This is a genomic window from Bacillus sp. JS, from assembly GCF_000259365.1.
GTDB lineage: Bacteria > Bacillota > Bacilli > Bacillales > Bacillaceae > Bacillus > Bacillus stercoris.
Window position 1 is genome coordinate 642542 of record NC_017743.1, and the last position, 14959, is coordinate 657500.

Below are 14959 nucleotides of genomic sequence, written 5' to 3' on the forward strand. Positions count from 1 at the left end.
TTTACTCAAACAAGGTCTTTTCATGGAGCGTAAGCTGACTCGCAGAATAATGATCGCCTTGCTTCCATTTCACTTCAATGGTTATATCATGGCCTTCAAGCTCATGTTCATCTAACCGCTCTAAAAAAGAAACAGACTTTTCTTTTGCGCTTCCATCACGAAAAGTGCCACCGGAATAGTCACGCATTGGAATTTCTGTGTTAGAATTCAGCAGAACCTCATTATCCTTTTTTACAATCAGTGATTCCAAATAAGTGTCGGCTGTTTCATTTGTATCGCCGATCCAATAAAGTTCGCCGCTGTATTCATTCGGTGCATCTTCATTTTTTTTGAAAACAGCTTCCCAATTCTGATCTTTGCTTTCTCCCTGCCAATTCGGATACTCCAAACGCACATGATGAATCAGGCGATAGGAAAAAAAGATTAGGCAGAAAGCGATGAGTAGAAATGCCGTGAAAATGAGAGGGTATTTATAATGACTGGACATAAAAGACTCCTATTCGTTTAATCTATTACCTTCAACAAAAGAATTTCATCCCGAATCAAAATGCCGTTTTCAGCTATCACGGGAATCGCCGGCTTGAGTCTCCGCGCTTTTTCAACTGCGTTTGGAAACACTGCAGCGAATTGATAGCCTCTCTTTTGATAAAACGCCATCGCATGTACATTATCATTTGTTGTGATAAGCTTTATTCGCTGACAATGTGCATGCTTAGCTGTCGCTTCAACCTGCTGAAGTAAAGCTGTGCCGATTCCTTTATTTTCAATCATACTATCTAATGAAATAATTTCACAGTCTTTCCCATCTAGTGTGTATGTAATGCAGCCAATGATTTCGCCGCTCTCATATACGGCGGCAAATCCATCTATTTCATCACACCGAAAAATGCCGCTGGAAATCGCCATCTCGGGTGTACCCCAATGCTTGGCAAAAAAATCGGTCAACATCTGTTTCGCTATCTCATTGTTTGGGATGATGATCATCGTAACACTCCTCTATTGAAAGTATACGATCAATATATACAATAAAATGAACACTAAGAAAATAGACGTTGAGGTGACGGCATGGAAATCAACGATGTTATTTACGGGCAACACCATATAGACGGAGTGCTGGAAGAACTTATCAAAAGCGCTCCGATGCAAAGATTAAAAGGAATCTATCAAGGCGGAGCAAGCTTTTTAGTCAATCGAAAGTGGAATGTGACCAGGTATGAGCACTCCATCGGCGTGATGCTCCTCATCAAAAAGCTCGGAGGAACGATAGAAGAGCAGATTGCAGGCCTGCTCCATGATGTATCACACACGGCTTTTTCGCATGTGGCCGACATTGTTTTTGAAACTCAAGCCGAAGACTATCATGAAAACATCTATCAACAAGTTATTGTTCACTCTGAAATCCCGGACATTTTACAAAAATACGGCTATCAAAGCGAAGAACTTTTATTTGACGATTCAAAATGGACGTTGCTCGAACAGCCTGCACCGGAGCTGTGTGCTGATCGGATAGACTATACGCTGCGTGATATGTACCGATATGGGCACATTAGTCTGCACGAAGCGCAAACCTTTTTGGATCATCTTATTGTGAGAGACGGAAGGATGTTTCCGGACGGTATCGAAGCCGCCGAATGGTTTGTCGGTGTGTATTACAAAGAAGTGATTGATTTCTTTTTAGATCCCGTGAATGTATATGGATATGAATATTTAGCGCGAGCGTTGAAAGCAGCGCTGCGGCATCATGTCATATCCGCAAAGGATCTGCTGAAAACGGATCAAGAGGTACTGAACATCCTGTGGTCATCAAAAAATGAAGAAGTTCTGAGCTTGCTTACATCCATTCAACCAGGCATACAAGTAATAGAAGATGACATCCAGTACGATTTCCATCAAAAGAAGAAAATGCGTCTTATCGACCCATCCATTTTTCACGATGACAAATGGATCAAATCCTCAGATGCTTCTGAACAGGTGAGGAAAATGGGTGAGGCAGCCTATCAAAAAGCAAAAAAAGGTGTGTATATCAAAATTTTAAATCAGTAATTGCCGCCTGACAGCGGCTTTTTTTCATGTTTGGCTTTGCAAACAAAGGGGAATAGGACAAACTGCGGGAACGTTTTATGAGAACATCAGCGTATTTACATACCATTCGGGGGTATAGTATTATCGAGAGGGCATGTTATTTTTCATTGTCTGCGGGCAAAAGTTACAGTAAAAAAATGAAGCAAAGGAGAATGAACATGAAAATCTCTAAAAATGCACTGGGAATTCTGATGTTATCTCTTGTTTTTGTTTTATCAGCATGCGGCAACAATAACAGTACGAAACAAAGCACACATGACAATTCCTCAACACATGAAGAGATGGACCATTCCGGATCAGCTGACATTCCAGAGGGATTACAGGAATCTAAAAATCCAAAATACAAAGTAGGAAGCCAGGTAATCATCAAGGCTTCTCATATGAAAGGCATGAAAGGTGCCGAAGCCACAGTGACAGGCGCCTACGATACAACGGCGTATGTTGTCTCTTATACTCCGACAAACGGGGGACAGCGCGTGGATCATCACAAATGGGTCATCCAAGAAGAAATCAAAGATGCCGGAGATAAAACGTTACAACCCGGAGATCAGGCGATTTTAGAGGCTTCTCATATGAAAGGCATGAAAGGAGCAACAGCTGAGATCGACTCCGCGGAAAAAACAACTGTATACATGGTTGACTATACATCGACAACAAGCGGCGAAAAAGTGAAAAACCACAAATGGGTCACCGAAGATGAGCTTTCAGCTAAATCATAAAAAAATCCTCCTTTTACAAGGAGGATTTTTTTGCTGTCTGAACAGGTCTTGTTAAAGAAATGAAAGCAAACAGGACAGCGATGATCACAATCGATCCGCCGCACCATGCCGTTGACACCACAGTACCCGTCTGATCCAAAACAACACCGCCAATGGCTGAGCCAAGGGCAATTCCGACTTGGAGGGCAGATGTGTTAAAGCTTTGCTGAATGTCAGAGGAATCTGGTGCAATTTCAATTAAATAGCTTTGCTGAGCGGGGGCGAGGCTCCAGCTCAGAAGACCCCAAATGACCATGACAGGCAAAAAGAAAATCATAGACGATGTAGACAGCGGCAGTAAGAACATAATGATGGCAAAGGAACCGGTTACCAGCAAAATGCTCTTAAAGGAACCAAGCCGGTCTGAAAGCGCTCCTCCGAAAGGGCCTCCGCATACAGCGGATATCCCGAAAAGGAAATAACAAATGCTGACCCAGAAAGAACTCAGATGAAGAGTTTCTTCTAAAAACGGAGCGAAGTAGGCGTATAGTGTATAATGCCCAGCCAATGTAAACATCGTGACGAGATGTGAACTCGCGATTTTCAGATTGCCAACCGTCTTGAGCTGTTCCCGGAAAGGAATCATTTTCTCTGCTGGTATTCTTTCAAAGAAGATTGAAATAATCAGCATGGAGACCAGCGCCAACAGGCCGATGCCAAGGAACAAAATCCGCCATCCGAAAGAATCGCTGATTAAGATTCCGAGCGGCACGCCCAATGCGATCGCGGAGCTGAATCCCATAAAAATAATTCCGATTGCGCGGGCTCTGTATTCAGGCGCTACAATTTTCGGGGCAATCGTTAAAGAAAGTACAACAATCAGCCCTGTACTCATCGCCGCCAATACCCTGGATACCATCAGTGTTGCAAAATTAGGGCTGAAGTAGGCGACAAGATTGCTAAGGAAGAAAACAAATAAAGCAATTAAATATAAGCGCTTCCGCTCAACCTTCGCAGTCAATGCCAAAAGCAAAGGCCCAGATACTGCATATCCCAGCGCAAATACACTGATCAGCTGTCCGGCTGAAACAATGGAAATGTCTAAATCATTTGCGATCTGAGGAAGAATCCCTCCCACAATTAACTCAACCAATCCGACTGCAATCGTAGAAGCTGCAAGCAGGAAAACTTTGAAATTCATAACAAACTCCTTTACTTAAATGTTTTGATAAATAAAAAAAATCCTGATTACAAAAAATGTCATAAACAAATTTTGTAATCAGGATTTTACGGTTCCTGGTAGACACCCTCAAACCATATTATTGAGGTTATACAAGTGATAATAGCTATTTAATTGATTCGTTTCCGTTGATGAGTGTAACACATTATGAATGAATCTTCCATAGAAAAATTTACAAAACGATGAACCGTACAAAAATATGATTATATTTATTTTATAAAAGTATAGACATTTAAAATTAAATGACTATAATAATCCATGTAAGCGTTTTAAATACAGGGGGGATAGCAGTTGAAAAAAATATTACTTGCGTGCAGTTCAGGAATGTCTACCAGTTTATTGGTGACAAAAATGAAGGAATACGCACAGTCTATCGGTGAGGAAGCAGAGATTTGGGCTGTTGGCCAAGATAAGGCAAAAGAAGACATGAGAAAAGCGGATGCCGTTTTGATTGGTCCGCAAATGAGCTTTCTGAAAAGCGAACTCCAAAAAGAGGCGGATCAATACAACATTCGAGTTGAAGTTATTGACATGATGGCCTACGGAATGGCAGATGGGAAAAAAGCGTATGAGCAGGCATTGTCCTTAATGGTGAATCAATAATGGAACAGATAAAAATCACGAATTTAACAGACGAGCAAATCAGTTTTCAGCTAATCCTGCACAGCGGAAATGCCCGCAGCTGCATCATACAATCACTGCGCGCCTATAAAGAAGGGAACAAGGACGAGGCGGATGTCCTCATTGCCAAGGCGGAGCAGGATTTATCCGCGGCCCATGACATTCACTTTCAAATGATACAGAAGGAATCCGGCGGAGAAGCAGCAGCTTTCTCATTGCTGCTTATGCATGCAGAGGATCATCTGATGTCAACGTTATCCATGAAAGAATTAGTGAAAGAGATGCTTGATCTCTTTAAAACCAAGAATCTATAAATAATCGGGGTGGATAGGGTGTTCGAGAAAATCAGCCAATTCCTTGTTCCAATTGCAGGGAGGTTAAACAATAACCGCTATTTGCAAGTGCTGCGTGATGCATTTATGCTGGCTTTCCCGCTGACGATATTCGGGTCCATTTTTGTCGTGTTAACGAATTTGCCGTTTCTAAACAAAATCATGAACACCACAATGCTTACATCGTTTCAGTCTCATTTCGGCATTGCCTCCACGGCGACTATGGGCATTATGTCTGTCTTTGTTGTGTTCGGGATAGGCTATTACCTGTCAAAAAGCTATCAGGTCGAAGCTGTATTTGGCGGAGCGATCGCTTTGGTTTCCTTTTTGCTCTTAACGCCATTTATCGTTCAGCCGGAAACAGGAGATGCCATTACAGGCGTTATCCCTGTCGACCGTCTCGGTGCAAAAGGGATGTTTCTTGGCATGATTACGGCATTTCTTTCTAGTGAAATCTACAGAAGGATTGTTCAGAAAAATCTGACGATCAAAATGCCAGCCGGCGTTCCGCCTGCTGTAGCAAAATCATTTGCCGCACTTATTCCGGCTTTTATCACATTGACCGTATTTTTGCTGATTAACGTAATGGTGACTCTGTTTTTCAAAACAAATATGCACGACGTCATTTATCACGCGATTCAGGCTCCGCTTGTCGGACTTGGAAGCGGTATCATTCCGACGCTGATTGCCGTGTTTTTCATTCAAATTCTTTGGTTTTTCGGACTGCATGGACAGATCATTATCAACTCCGTAATGGACCCGATTTGGAATACATTGCAGGTAGAAAACCTTTCTGCTTACACGGCGGGAAAAGAAATTCCTCATATTATTTCAAAACCGTTTATGGAGATTTATACAGTAGGGATGGGCGGAACGGGGATGACGCTTGCGATTGTGTTTACCATTCTCATCTTCATGAAAAGCAGGCAGATGAAGCAAGTATCAAAACTTGGCCTCGCTCCCGGTATTTTTAACGTAAACGAACCGATTATCTTCGGGCTTCCGATTGTCATGAATCCGATCATCATTGTGCCTTGGGTGCTGGCGCCGATGGTTGTTACGCTCGTCACCTATCTGGCCATGTCAGCGGGGCTCGTTCCGCCTCCGACTGGTGTAACGGTGCCGTGGACGGTTCCATTATTCATTAATGGCATCATGGCGACGAACTCGATCATGGGGGGCGTGATGCAGCTTATCAATCTGCTGATTGTCTTCGTGATTTGGTTTCCGTTCCTAAAAGCAATGGATAAATTAAATCTGGCAAAAGAAAAAGAACAGGCTGTGCAGGAAACAGCTGCTCAGCAAAATGATAACAGCATTAAAATGTGACATAAGGGGAGAGAGACTTGGCACAAACAGAACAATATCGTTTTCCGAAAGATTTTTGGTGGGGATCATCCGCTTCAGCAACACAAACGGAGGGTGCCGCCGACAGAGACGGAAAAGGGCAGAATATATGGGATTATTGGTTTGAGAAAGAACCGCATCGTTTTTTTGACCATGTCGGACCAGCAGCCACATCCCAATTTTACGACAATTATAAAGAAGATATCAGGCTGATGAAGGAGCTTGGCCACAACTCGTTCCGGATGTCGATTTCCTGGTCGCGTTTCATACCAGACGGAACAGGCGAGATCAACGATAAAGCCGTAAATTTCTATAACAATGTCATTGATGAGTTGATCGCTAACGGAATTGAACCTTTTGTCAATTTGTTTCATTTCGATATGCCGATGGCGCTTCAAAAAATCGGCGGCTGGGTAAACAGAGAGACGGTTGACGCTTATGAAAACTATGCAAGAACGTGCTTCCGTTTGTTTGGCGGCAGAGTGAAAAAGTGGTTCACGCATAATGAACCAATCGTTCCCGTAGAAGGCGGCTACTTATATGATTTTCATTATCCAAACAAGGTCGACTTTAAAGAGGCTGTCCAGGTCGGATTTCATACGATGCTGTCAAGTGCCCGCGCGATTCAGGCTTACAGGGAGATGGAACAGGACGGAAAAATCGGCATCATTTTAAATTTGACCCCATCATACCCGAGAAGCAGCCATCCGGCGGATGTGAAAGCCGGGGAAATCGCAGACGCGTTTTTTAACAGATCCTTTTTAGACCCATCTGTCAAAGGCGAGTTTCCGAAAGAGCTGGTTGACATTTTGAAGAATGAAGGCTTTATGCCTGATTACAACCCTGAAGATCTTGACATCATTAAAAAGAACACGGTTGACCTGTTGGGAGTGAATTATTACCAGCCGAGACGTGTGAAAGCAAAAGAACATCTTCCGAATCCCGACGCTCCTTTTTTGCCGGACAGGTATTTTGATCCTTACGTCATGCCGGGCCGCAAAATGAATCCGCATCGGGGCTGGGAGATCTATGAAAAAGGCGTTTATGATATTTTGGTCAATTTAAAAGAAAACTACGGGAACATCGAGTGTTTTATCTCTGAAAACGGCATGGGAGTTGAAGGCGAAGAGCGCTTCAGAGATGAACAAGGCATGATTCAGGATGATTACCGGATTGAATTTATAAAAGAGCACCTTAAATGGATTCACCGCGCCATGCAGGAAGGATCGAACGTAAAGGGCTATCACTTATGGACGTTCATGGACAACTGGTCTTGGACAAATGCCTATAAAAACCGATATGGGTTTGTATCAGTCAATCTCGAGAAAGGCGGAGAAAGAACCGTCAAAAAGAGCGGAAAATGGTTCAAAACGGTTGCTGAGCAAAACGGTTTCTAGATTTTCTTAAGGTCAAGATCTTCCGGTAATCATCATGATGAATAGAGATGACGAACAGCCGCAACATTGATGAAATAGGGAAAAGAACTTATGATATCCGTAAAAGCTTATGTGATATCAGACTCTAACAGCTGCCGGAGGATCCAATGAATAAATACGAAATCATTGCAAATGAAATGAGAAAAAGAATTAAAAATAACGTATATCCGATCGATCAGCCCATTCCTGATGAAGTATCTCTTGCAAAAGAATTTAACTCAAGCCGTATGACGATGAAGAGAGCCTTGGATAATTTAGTTGCCGAGGGCCTGCTGTTCAGAAAACGCGGCCATGGCACGTTTATTATTCAATCTGCAATACAGGATGACCATGTCCATGTAGTCAGCAATGAGATTCTCGGATTGACCAACTTGCTGAAAGATAAAAAAATCAAAAGCAAGGTCATTCAGTTTGAAGTGCAATTTCCCACTGAGGAAGTGGCCGCCCATTTGTCTATTGATCAGAAAACACCGGTTTATTATGTCGTTCGGCTGCGGATTGTAGAAGGTGAACCCTATGTACTGGAAAAAACATATATGCCGACGCATTTAATCCCAGGCATTAATGACGATGTCCTTCATGATTCGATCTACAATCATATTACAAATGTGCTGCAGCTCAAAATCGCCGGAACGCATCGGAAAATCAGAGCCTGCAAATCTGATCATATTGACCAGCAGCATCTGGGCTGCAAACAGGATGATCCAATTCTTGAAGTGGAACATGTGGGCTTCTTAGATACCGGGATTCCATTTGAATATTCCTTTTCACGTCATCGGCATGACAAGTTTGTTGTGACTTCTGTAAACATACGGCGCTGATTGCGGAGACAACAAGGAGGCCATCTGCATGCTTGGCGGTATTGAAGCAGGCGGCACAAAGTTTGTTTGTGCTGTCGGCAGAGAAGATGGAACGATCATTGACAGGATAGAATTCCCCACAAAGATGCCGGATGAAACGATAGAGAAAGTGATTCAATATTTTCGCCAATTTTCATTACAGGCAATCGGCATCGGCTCCTTTGGTCCTGTTGATAACGATAAAACCAGTCAAACATACGGCTGCATTACGGCCACGCCGAAAGCGGGCTGGAGACACTATCCCTTTTTGCAAACCGTTAAGAACGAATTGAAAATCCCAGTCGGGTTTAGTACGGATGTTAACGCTGCAGCGCTGGGTGAATTCCTTTTCGGTGAAGCGAAGGGGCTCGACAGCTGCCTGTATATAACGATTGGAACTGGCATAGGCGCGGGGGCTATTGTAGAGGGGAGGCTCCTTCAGGGGCTGTCACACCCAGAAATGGGCCATATTTATATCCGGAGGCACCCGGATGACATATACCAAGGGAAGTGCCCTTATCATGGAGATTGCTTTGAAGGCTTAGCTTCAGGCCCCGCTATCGAAGCCCGCTGGGGAAAAAAAGCTGCTGATTTATCAGATCTAACCCAAGTCTGGGAACTGGAAGGGTACTATATTGCCCAAGCGCTGGCTCAGTATATTTTGATCCTTGCACCTAAAAAAATCATTCTTGGCGGCGGCGTCATGCAACAGAAACAAGTGTTTCCTTATATCTATCAATATGTACCGAAGATCATGAACAGCTACTTTAATTTTTCTGAATTATCAGAAAGTATTAGTGGTTATATTGTCCCTCCTCATTTAGGCAGTAACGCAGGAATCATCGGCACGCTGGTTTTAGCGCAACAGGCCTTGCAAGCAGAATCAGCATCCGGGGAGGTGCGATCATGAAGCATCCTATATTTTTAGAGCCTGTCTTTAAAGAAAGAATATGGGGGGGAACAAAGCTTTACGATGCTTTCGGCTACGCAATACCCTCAGAAAAAACAGGTGAATGCTGGGCCGTTTCTGCACATGCTCATGGTCCGTCGGTTGTAAAAAGCGGTCCGCTGGCAGGAAAGACACTTGATCAAGTATGGCAAGATCATCCGGAGTTCTTCGGGTTTCCGGATGGTAAGGTGTTTCCGCTTTTGGTAAAGCTGCTTGATGCAAATATGGATCTCTCCGTGCAAGTCCATCCTGATGATGATTATGCAAAGCTGCACGAAAACGGTGATCTTGGTAAAACAGAGTGCTGGTATATCATGGATTGCAAAGATGACGCCGAACTGATTTTGGGACATCACGCAAGCACAAGGGAAGAGTTCAAACAGCGAATTGAAAGCGGTGATTGGAACGGGCTGCTGAGGAGAATCAAAATTAAGCCCGGAGATTTCTTTTATGTGCCAAGCGGTACACTCCATGCTTTATGTGAGGGAACCCTCGTCCTTGAAATCCAGCAAAACTCTGATACAACGTATCGCGTATACGATTATGACCGCTGTAATGACCAGGGCGAAAAAAGATCTCTTCATATAGAAAAAGCTATGGAAGTCATAACGATACCGCATATTGATAAAGCGCATACACCTGAAGTGAAAGAAGCTGGTAACGCGGAGATCACTGTTTATGTGCAATCAGATTATTTCTCAGTGTACAAATGGAAGATTAGCGGCCGAGCTTCTTTTCCTTCTCATCAAACCTATTTGCTTGGGAGTGTTCTGAGCGGATCAGGACGAATCATCAATAATGGTATTCAGTATAAATGCACTGCAGGCTCACACTTTATTCTGCCTGCGCATTTTGGCGAATTTTCAATAGAAGGAACATGTGAATTCATGATATCTCACCCTTAATGAATGGAGGAGTTGGATGTGGTTAAGAAATATACGATCTCTTTGCTCATTTTATTTTTGCTTGCGTCTGCTGTTTTAGCAAAACCAATTGAAGCGCATACTGTGTCTCCTGTAAATCCTAACGCACAGCAGACAACAAAAGCAGTGATGAATTGGCTTGCTCATCTGCCGAACCGAACGGAAAACAGAGTTCTTTCTGGCGCGTTCGGAGGTTACAGTCATGACACATTTTCTATGGCTGAGGCTGATAGAATCCGAAGCGCCGCCGGGCAATCGCCTGCTATATACGGCTGTGATTATGCCAGAGGGTGGCTTGAAACAGCAAATATTGAAGATTCAATAGATGTAAGCTGCAACAGCGATTTAATTTCGTATTGGAAAAATGGCGGAATTCCGCAAATCAGTTTGCACCTGGCGAACCCTGCTTTTCAGTCAGGGCATTTTAAAACACCGATTACAAATGATCAGTATAAAAAAATACTAGACTCTTCAACAGTAGAAGGGAAGCGGCTAAATGCCATGCTCAGCAAAATTGCTGACGGACTTCAAGAGCTGGAGAACCAAGGTGTGCCAGTTCTATTCAGGCCGCTGCATGAAATGAACGGTGAATGGTTTTGGTGGGGACTTACATCATATAATCAAAAGGATAATGAAAGAATCTCTCTATATAAACAGCTCTACAAGAAAATCTATCATTATATGACCGACACAAGAGGACTTGATCATTTGCTTTGGGTTTACTCCCCCGACGCCAATCGAGATTTCAAAACCGATTTTTACCCTGGTGCGTCTTACGTGGATATTGTCGGACTAGATGCGTATTTCCAAGACGCCTATTCGATAAATGGATATGACCAGCTAATGGCGCTTAATAAACCATTTGCTTTTACAGAAGTGGGCCCGCAAACAGCAAACGGCAGCTTCGATTACAGCCTATTCATCAATGCAATAAAACAAAAATATCCTAAAACCATTTACTTTCTCGCATGGAATGATGAATGGAGCCCAGCAGTAAACAAAGGTGCTTCAGCTTTATATCATGACAGCTGGACGCTCAATAAGGGAGAAATATGGAATGGCGATTCTTTAACGCCAATCGTTGAATGAATGATTTTCACAAATTAGAAGGTGCTCAAGAAGTTTCATTGAGCACCTTCCCGCTGATAGATTTCGCCGATTCTCGTTTCATCGAACCTGAAGGTAAACTGTGCATCATGGTAGCCTAATTCAACATACTCTTTGCACTGTTAATATCATAATTTGGAACAGGGGAGAGCTTCGCCAACTCAACACCCAATGTCTCGATCGCTTTCGCAAATACATTCTGTGTACAATCAAAAAAGCAAGTGTTTCCCGAAACGTCTGATTAGAGCTCATTTCATAAATCCTTGTTTTTGGCAGTACGCCTGTCGACTCAAGAAGCAAGTTATCCAACAGGTCAGTAATTAAGTTTCCGTTGTTATACACCCATCTAATATTGTTTGTAAGATGAGATAAAATATATACAAAACAAAGGCGTGAAAGAAGAAAATAAAAAATACAGGAAAAGTATTGACCAAATAAAACAGGCATGGTATATTATTAAACGTCGCTGATGAACAGCGTGAAACAAAACGAAAAACAAAAAAGTTTTTCTAAGGTGTTTACAAGAATTTTAAAATGTGTATAATAAGAAAAGTCGAATTGAAAAAGATTCGAAAAACATTTTTAAAAAAACTTCTTGACTTCAACAACGAATGATAGTATGATAGTTAAGTCGCTTGATAAGCGCCCGTAGCTCAATTGGATAGAGCGTTTGACTACGGATCAAAAGGTTAGGGGTTCGACTCCTCTCGGGCGCGCCAATATAAGATATCACGCGGGTGTAGTTTAGTGGTAAAACCTCAGCCTTCCAAGCTGATGTCGTGAGTTCGATTCTCATCACCCGCTCCATTATTGAATGATCTTTGAAAACTAAACAAGACAAAACGTACCTGTTAATTCATTTTTATAAATCGCACAGCGATGTGCGTAGTCAGTCAAACTACTTTATCGGAGAGTTTGATCCTGGCTCAGGACGAACGCTGGCGGCGTGCCTAATACATGCAAGTCGAGCGGACAGATGGGAGCTTGCTCCCTGATGTTAGCGGCGGACGGGTGAGTAACACGTGGGTAACCTGCCTGTAAGACTGGGATAACTCCGGGAAACCGGGGCTAATACCGGATGCTTGTTTGAACCGCATGGTTCAAACATAAAAGGTGGCTTCGGCTACCACTTACAGATGGACCCGCGGCGCATTAGCTAGTTGGTGAGGTAATGGCTCACCAAGGCGACGATGCGTAGCCGACCTGAGAGGGTGATCGGCCACACTGGGACTGAGACACGGCCCAGACTCCTACGGGAGGCAGCAGTAGGGAATCTTCCGCAATGGACGAAAGTCTGACGGAGCAACGCCGCGTGAGTGATGAAGGTTTTCGGATCGTAAAGCTCTGTTGTTAGGGAAGAACAAGTACCGTTCGAATAGGGCGGTACCTTGACGGTACCTAACCAGAAAGCCACGGCTAACTACGTGCCAGCAGCCGCGGTAATACGTAGGTGGCAAGCGTTGTCCGGAATTATTGGGCGTAAAGGGCTCGCAGGCGGTTTCTTAAGTCTGATGTGAAAGCCCCCGGCTCAACCGGGGAGGGTCATTGGAAACTGGGGAACTTGAGTGCAGAAGAGGAGAGTGGAATTCCACGTGTAGCGGTGAAATGCGTAGAGATGTGGAGGAACACCAGTGGCGAAGGCGACTCTCTGGTCTGTAACTGACGCTGAGGAGCGAAAGCGTGGGGAGCGAACAGGATTAGATACCCTGGTAGTCCACGCCGTAAACGATGAGTGCTAAGTGTTAGGGGGTTTCCGCCCCTTAGTGCTGCAGCTAACGCATTAAGCACTCCGCCTGGGGAGTACGGTCGCAAGACTGAAACTCAAAGGAATTGACGGGGGCCCGCACAAGCGGTGGAGCATGTGGTTTAATTCGAAGCAACGCGAAGAACCTTACCAGGTCTTGACATCCTCTGACAATCCTAGAGATAGGACGTCCCCTTCGGGGGCAGAGTGACAGGTGGTGCATGGTTGTCGTCAGCTCGTGTCGTGAGATGTTGGGTTAAGTCCCGCAACGAGCGCAACCCTTGATCTTAGTTGCCAGCATTCAGTTGGGCACTCTAAGGTGACTGCCGGTGACAAACCGGAGGAAGGTGGGGATGACGTCAAATCATCATGCCCCTTATGACCTGGGCTACACACGTGCTACAATGGACAGAACAAAGGGCAGCGAAACCGCGAGGTTAAGCCAATCCCACAAATCTGTTCTCAGTTCGGATCGCAGTCTGCAACTCGACTGCGTGAAGCTGGAATCGCTAGTAATCGCGGATCAGCATGCCGCGGTGAATACGTTCCCGGGCCTTGTACACACCGCCCGTCACACCACGAGAGTTTGTAACACCCGAAGTCGGTGAGGTAACCTTTTAGGAGCCAGCCGCCGAAGGTGGGACAGATGATTGGGGTGAAGTCGTAACAAGGTAGCCGTATCGGAAGGTGCGGCTGGATCACCTCCTTTCTAAGGATATTATACGGAATATAAGACCTTGGGTCTTATAAACAGAACGTTCCCTGTCTTGTTTAGTTTTGAAGGATCATTCCTTCGAAACGTGTTCTTTGAAAACTAGATAACAGTAGACATCACATTCAATTAGTAATACAAGATATCACATAGTGATTCTTTTTAACGGTTAAGTTAGAAAGGGCGCACGGTGGATGCCTTGGCACTAGGAGCCGATGAAGGACGGGACGAACACCGATATGCTTCGGGGAGCTGTAAGCAAGCTTTGATCCGGAGATTTCCGAATGGGGAAACCCACCACTCGTAATGGAGTGGTATCCATATCTGAATTCATAGGATATGAGAAGGCAGACCCGGGGAACTGAAACATCTAAGTACCCGGAGGAAGAGAAAGCAAATGCGATTCCCTGAGTAGCGGCGAGCGAAACGGGATTAGCCCAAACCAAGAGGCTTGCCTCTTGGGGTTGTAGGACACTCTGTACGGAGTTACAAAGGAACGAGGTAGATGAAGAGGTCTGGAAAGGCCCGCCATAGGAGGTAACAGCCCTGTAGTCAAAACTTCGTTCTCTCCTGAGTGGATCCTGAGTACGGCGGAACACGTGAAATTCCGTCGGAATCCGGGAGGACCATCTCCCAAGGCTAAATACTCCCTAGTGACCGATAGTGAACCAGTACCGTGAGGGAAAGGTGAAAAGCACCCCGGAAGGGGAGTGAAAGAGATCCTGAAACCGTGTGCCTACAAGTAGTCAGAGCCCGTTAACGGGTGATGGCGTGCCTTTTGTAGAATGAACCGGCGAGTTACGATCCCGTGCAAGGTTAAGCAGAAGATGCGGAGCCGCAGCGAAAGCGAGTCTGAATAGGGCGCATGAGTACGTGGTCGTAGACCCGAAACCAGGTGATCTACCCATGTCCAGGGTGAAGTTCAGGTA

General features: G+C 44.4%; 13 protein-coding genes, 2 tRNA genes, 2 rRNA genes, 1 pseudogene and 1 riboswitch (1 of these 19 only partly in view). Of the genes and pseudogenes, 14 read left to right on the forward strand and 4 right to left on the reverse strand.

Annotation, left to right across the window (positions count from 1 at the left end):
* Position 1 precedes the first annotated feature (1 nt).
* Both MY9_RS03345 and MY9_RS03350 read right to left on the reverse strand, forming a co-directional pair.
* Positions 2 to 487 (reverse strand): YdhH/YoaO family protein, encoded by a 486-nt coding sequence (locus MY9_RS03345; RefSeq protein ID WP_014662990.1) that lies wholly within the window; start codon positions 485 to 487, stop codon positions 2 to 4.
* A 17-nt stretch (positions 488 to 504) separates the two neighbouring features.
* The gene (locus MY9_RS03350) at positions 505 to 984 is read right to left on the reverse strand and encodes a GNAT family N-acetyltransferase (RefSeq protein WP_014662991.1); all 480 of its coding nucleotides are present in this window, start codon (positions 982 to 984) and stop codon (positions 505 to 507) included.
* Positions 985 to 1065: 81 nt separating this feature from the next.
* On the opposite strand from MY9_RS03350, the gene MY9_RS03355 reads away from it, so the two are divergent.
* Positions 1066 to 2043, forward strand: a complete 978-nt coding sequence (locus MY9_RS03355; RefSeq protein WP_014662992.1) for an HD domain-containing protein — start codon at positions 1066 to 1068, stop codon at positions 2041 to 2043.
* A gap of 146 nt (positions 2044 to 2189) precedes the next feature.
* Positions 2190 to 2801: a YdhK family protein gene (locus MY9_RS03360; protein WP_081483596.1), complete on the forward strand. Its 612-nt coding sequence runs from the start codon at positions 2190 to 2192 to the stop codon at positions 2799 to 2801.
* A 13-nt stretch (positions 2802 to 2814) separates the two neighbouring features.
* Here the strand turns inward: MY9_RS03360 and pbuE are convergent, their stop codons facing one another.
* Positions 2815 to 3981 carry a purine transporter PbuE gene (gene pbuE / locus MY9_RS03365; protein ID WP_014662995.1) on the reverse strand — a complete coding sequence of 389 codons (1167 nt, stop codon included), beginning with the start codon at positions 3979 to 3981 and terminating at the stop codon, positions 2815 to 2817.
* A 55-nt stretch (positions 3982 to 4036) separates the two neighbouring features.
* Positions 4037 to 4136, reverse strand: a riboswitch (purine riboswitch).
* 175 nt (positions 4137 to 4311) lie between these two features.
* On the opposite strand from pbuE, the gene MY9_RS03370 reads away from it, so the two are divergent.
* The 8 genes from MY9_RS03370 to gmuG all read left to right on the forward strand — a co-directional run bounded on the left by MY9_RS03370 (position 4312) and on the right by gmuG (position 11556).
* Positions 4312 to 4623 (forward strand): PTS sugar transporter subunit IIB, encoded by a 312-nt coding sequence (locus tag MY9_RS03370; RefSeq protein WP_014475989.1) that lies wholly within the window; start codon positions 4312 to 4314, stop codon positions 4621 to 4623.
* The gene (locus tag MY9_RS03375) at positions 4623 to 4955 is read left to right on the forward strand and encodes a PTS lactose/cellobiose transporter subunit IIA (RefSeq protein ID WP_014662996.1); all 333 of its coding nucleotides are present in this window, start codon (positions 4623 to 4625) and stop codon (positions 4953 to 4955) included. The genes MY9_RS03370 and MY9_RS03375 overlap by 1 nt, the downstream gene beginning before the upstream one ends.
* 18 nt (positions 4956 to 4973) lie before the next feature.
* Complete coding sequence (gene celB / locus MY9_RS03380) at positions 4974 to 6302, forward strand: PTS cellobiose transporter subunit IIC (protein WP_014662997.1); 1329 nt, start codon at positions 4974 to 4976, stop codon at positions 6300 to 6302.
* 17 nt (positions 6303 to 6319) lie between these two features.
* On the forward strand, positions 6320 to 7717 hold the full coding sequence (gene gmuD, locus MY9_RS03385; RefSeq protein WP_014662998.1) for a 6-phospho-beta-glucosidase GmuD: 1398 nt from the start codon (positions 6320 to 6322) through the stop codon (positions 7715 to 7717).
* Between the two features lie 146 nt (positions 7718 to 7863).
* Complete coding sequence (gene gmuR, locus MY9_RS03390) at positions 7864 to 8577, forward strand: transcriptional regulator GmuR (protein ID WP_014662999.1); 714 nt, start codon at positions 7864 to 7866, stop codon at positions 8575 to 8577.
* Positions 8578 to 8605: 28 nt separating this feature from the next.
* The gene (gmuE, locus tag MY9_RS03395) at positions 8606 to 9505 is read left to right on the forward strand and encodes a fructokinase GmuE (protein WP_014663000.1); all 900 of its coding nucleotides are present in this window, start codon (positions 8606 to 8608) and stop codon (positions 9503 to 9505) included.
* On the forward strand, positions 9502 to 10449 hold the full coding sequence (gene manA, locus MY9_RS03400; protein ID WP_014663001.1) for a mannose-6-phosphate isomerase, class I: 948 nt from the start codon (positions 9502 to 9504) through the stop codon (positions 10447 to 10449). The genes gmuE and manA overlap by 4 nt, the downstream gene beginning before the upstream one ends.
* An 18-nt stretch (positions 10450 to 10467) precedes the next feature.
* Positions 10468 to 11556, forward strand: coding sequence for a mannan endo-1,4-beta-mannosidase (gene gmuG, locus MY9_RS03405; RefSeq protein WP_014663002.1), 1089 nt, complete (start codon positions 10468 to 10470; stop codon positions 11554 to 11556).
* Between the two features lie 53 nt (positions 11557 to 11609).
* Here the strand turns inward: gmuG and MY9_RS21035 are convergent.
* Positions 11610 to 11928, reverse strand: a pseudogene (locus tag MY9_RS21035) (manganese catalase family protein); the annotation flags it as partial.
* Positions 11929 to 12216: 288 nt separating this feature from the next.
* On the opposite strand from MY9_RS21035, the gene MY9_RS03410 reads away from it, so the two are divergent.
* The 4 genes from MY9_RS03410 to MY9_RS03425 all read left to right on the forward strand — a co-directional run.
* A tRNA-Arg gene (locus MY9_RS03410) sits at positions 12217 to 12293 on the forward strand.
* A gap of 14 nt (positions 12294 to 12307) precedes the next feature.
* Positions 12308 to 12381 (forward strand) — tRNA-Gly (locus MY9_RS03415).
* 96 nt (positions 12382 to 12477) lie between these two features.
* Positions 12478 to 14027, forward strand: a 16S ribosomal RNA gene (locus MY9_RS03420).
* A gap of 170 nt (positions 14028 to 14197) precedes the next feature.
* Positions 14198 to 14959: ribosomal RNA gene (locus tag MY9_RS03425) — 23S ribosomal RNA — on the forward strand; it runs 2166 nt beyond the window's last position.
* The 16S and 23S rRNA genes sit together here with 2 tRNA genes alongside, the layout of an rRNA operon.

Excerpts from the sequence above, each read along its gene's own strand:
- manA (WP_014663001.1), top strand. The coding sequence starts at position 9,502 with ATGAAGCATCCTATATTTTTAGAGCCTGTCTTTAAAGAAAGAATATGG.
- MY9_RS03355 (WP_014662992.1), top strand. The coding sequence starts at position 1,066 with ATGGAAATCAACGATGTTATTTACGGGCAACACCATATAGACGGAGTG.
- MY9_RS03350 (WP_014662991.1), bottom strand. The coding sequence starts at position 984 with ATGATCATCATCCCAAACAATGAGATAGCGAAACAGATGTTGACCGAT.
- gmuR (WP_014662999.1), top strand. The coding sequence starts at position 7,864 with ATGAATAAATACGAAATCATTGCAAATGAAATGAGAAAAAGAATTAAA.
- pbuE (WP_014662995.1), bottom strand. The coding sequence starts at position 3,981 with ATGAATTTCAAAGTTTTCCTGCTTGCAGCTTCTACGATTGCAGTCGGA.
- MY9_RS03345 (WP_014662990.1), bottom strand. The coding sequence starts at position 487 with ATGTCCAGTCATTATAAATACCCTCTCATTTTCACGGCATTTCTACTC.
- gmuE (WP_014663000.1), top strand. The coding sequence starts at position 8,606 with ATGCTTGGCGGTATTGAAGCAGGCGGCACAAAGTTTGTTTGTGCTGTC.
- MY9_RS03375 (WP_014662996.1), top strand. The coding sequence starts at position 4,623 with ATGGAACAGATAAAAATCACGAATTTAACAGACGAGCAAATCAGTTTT.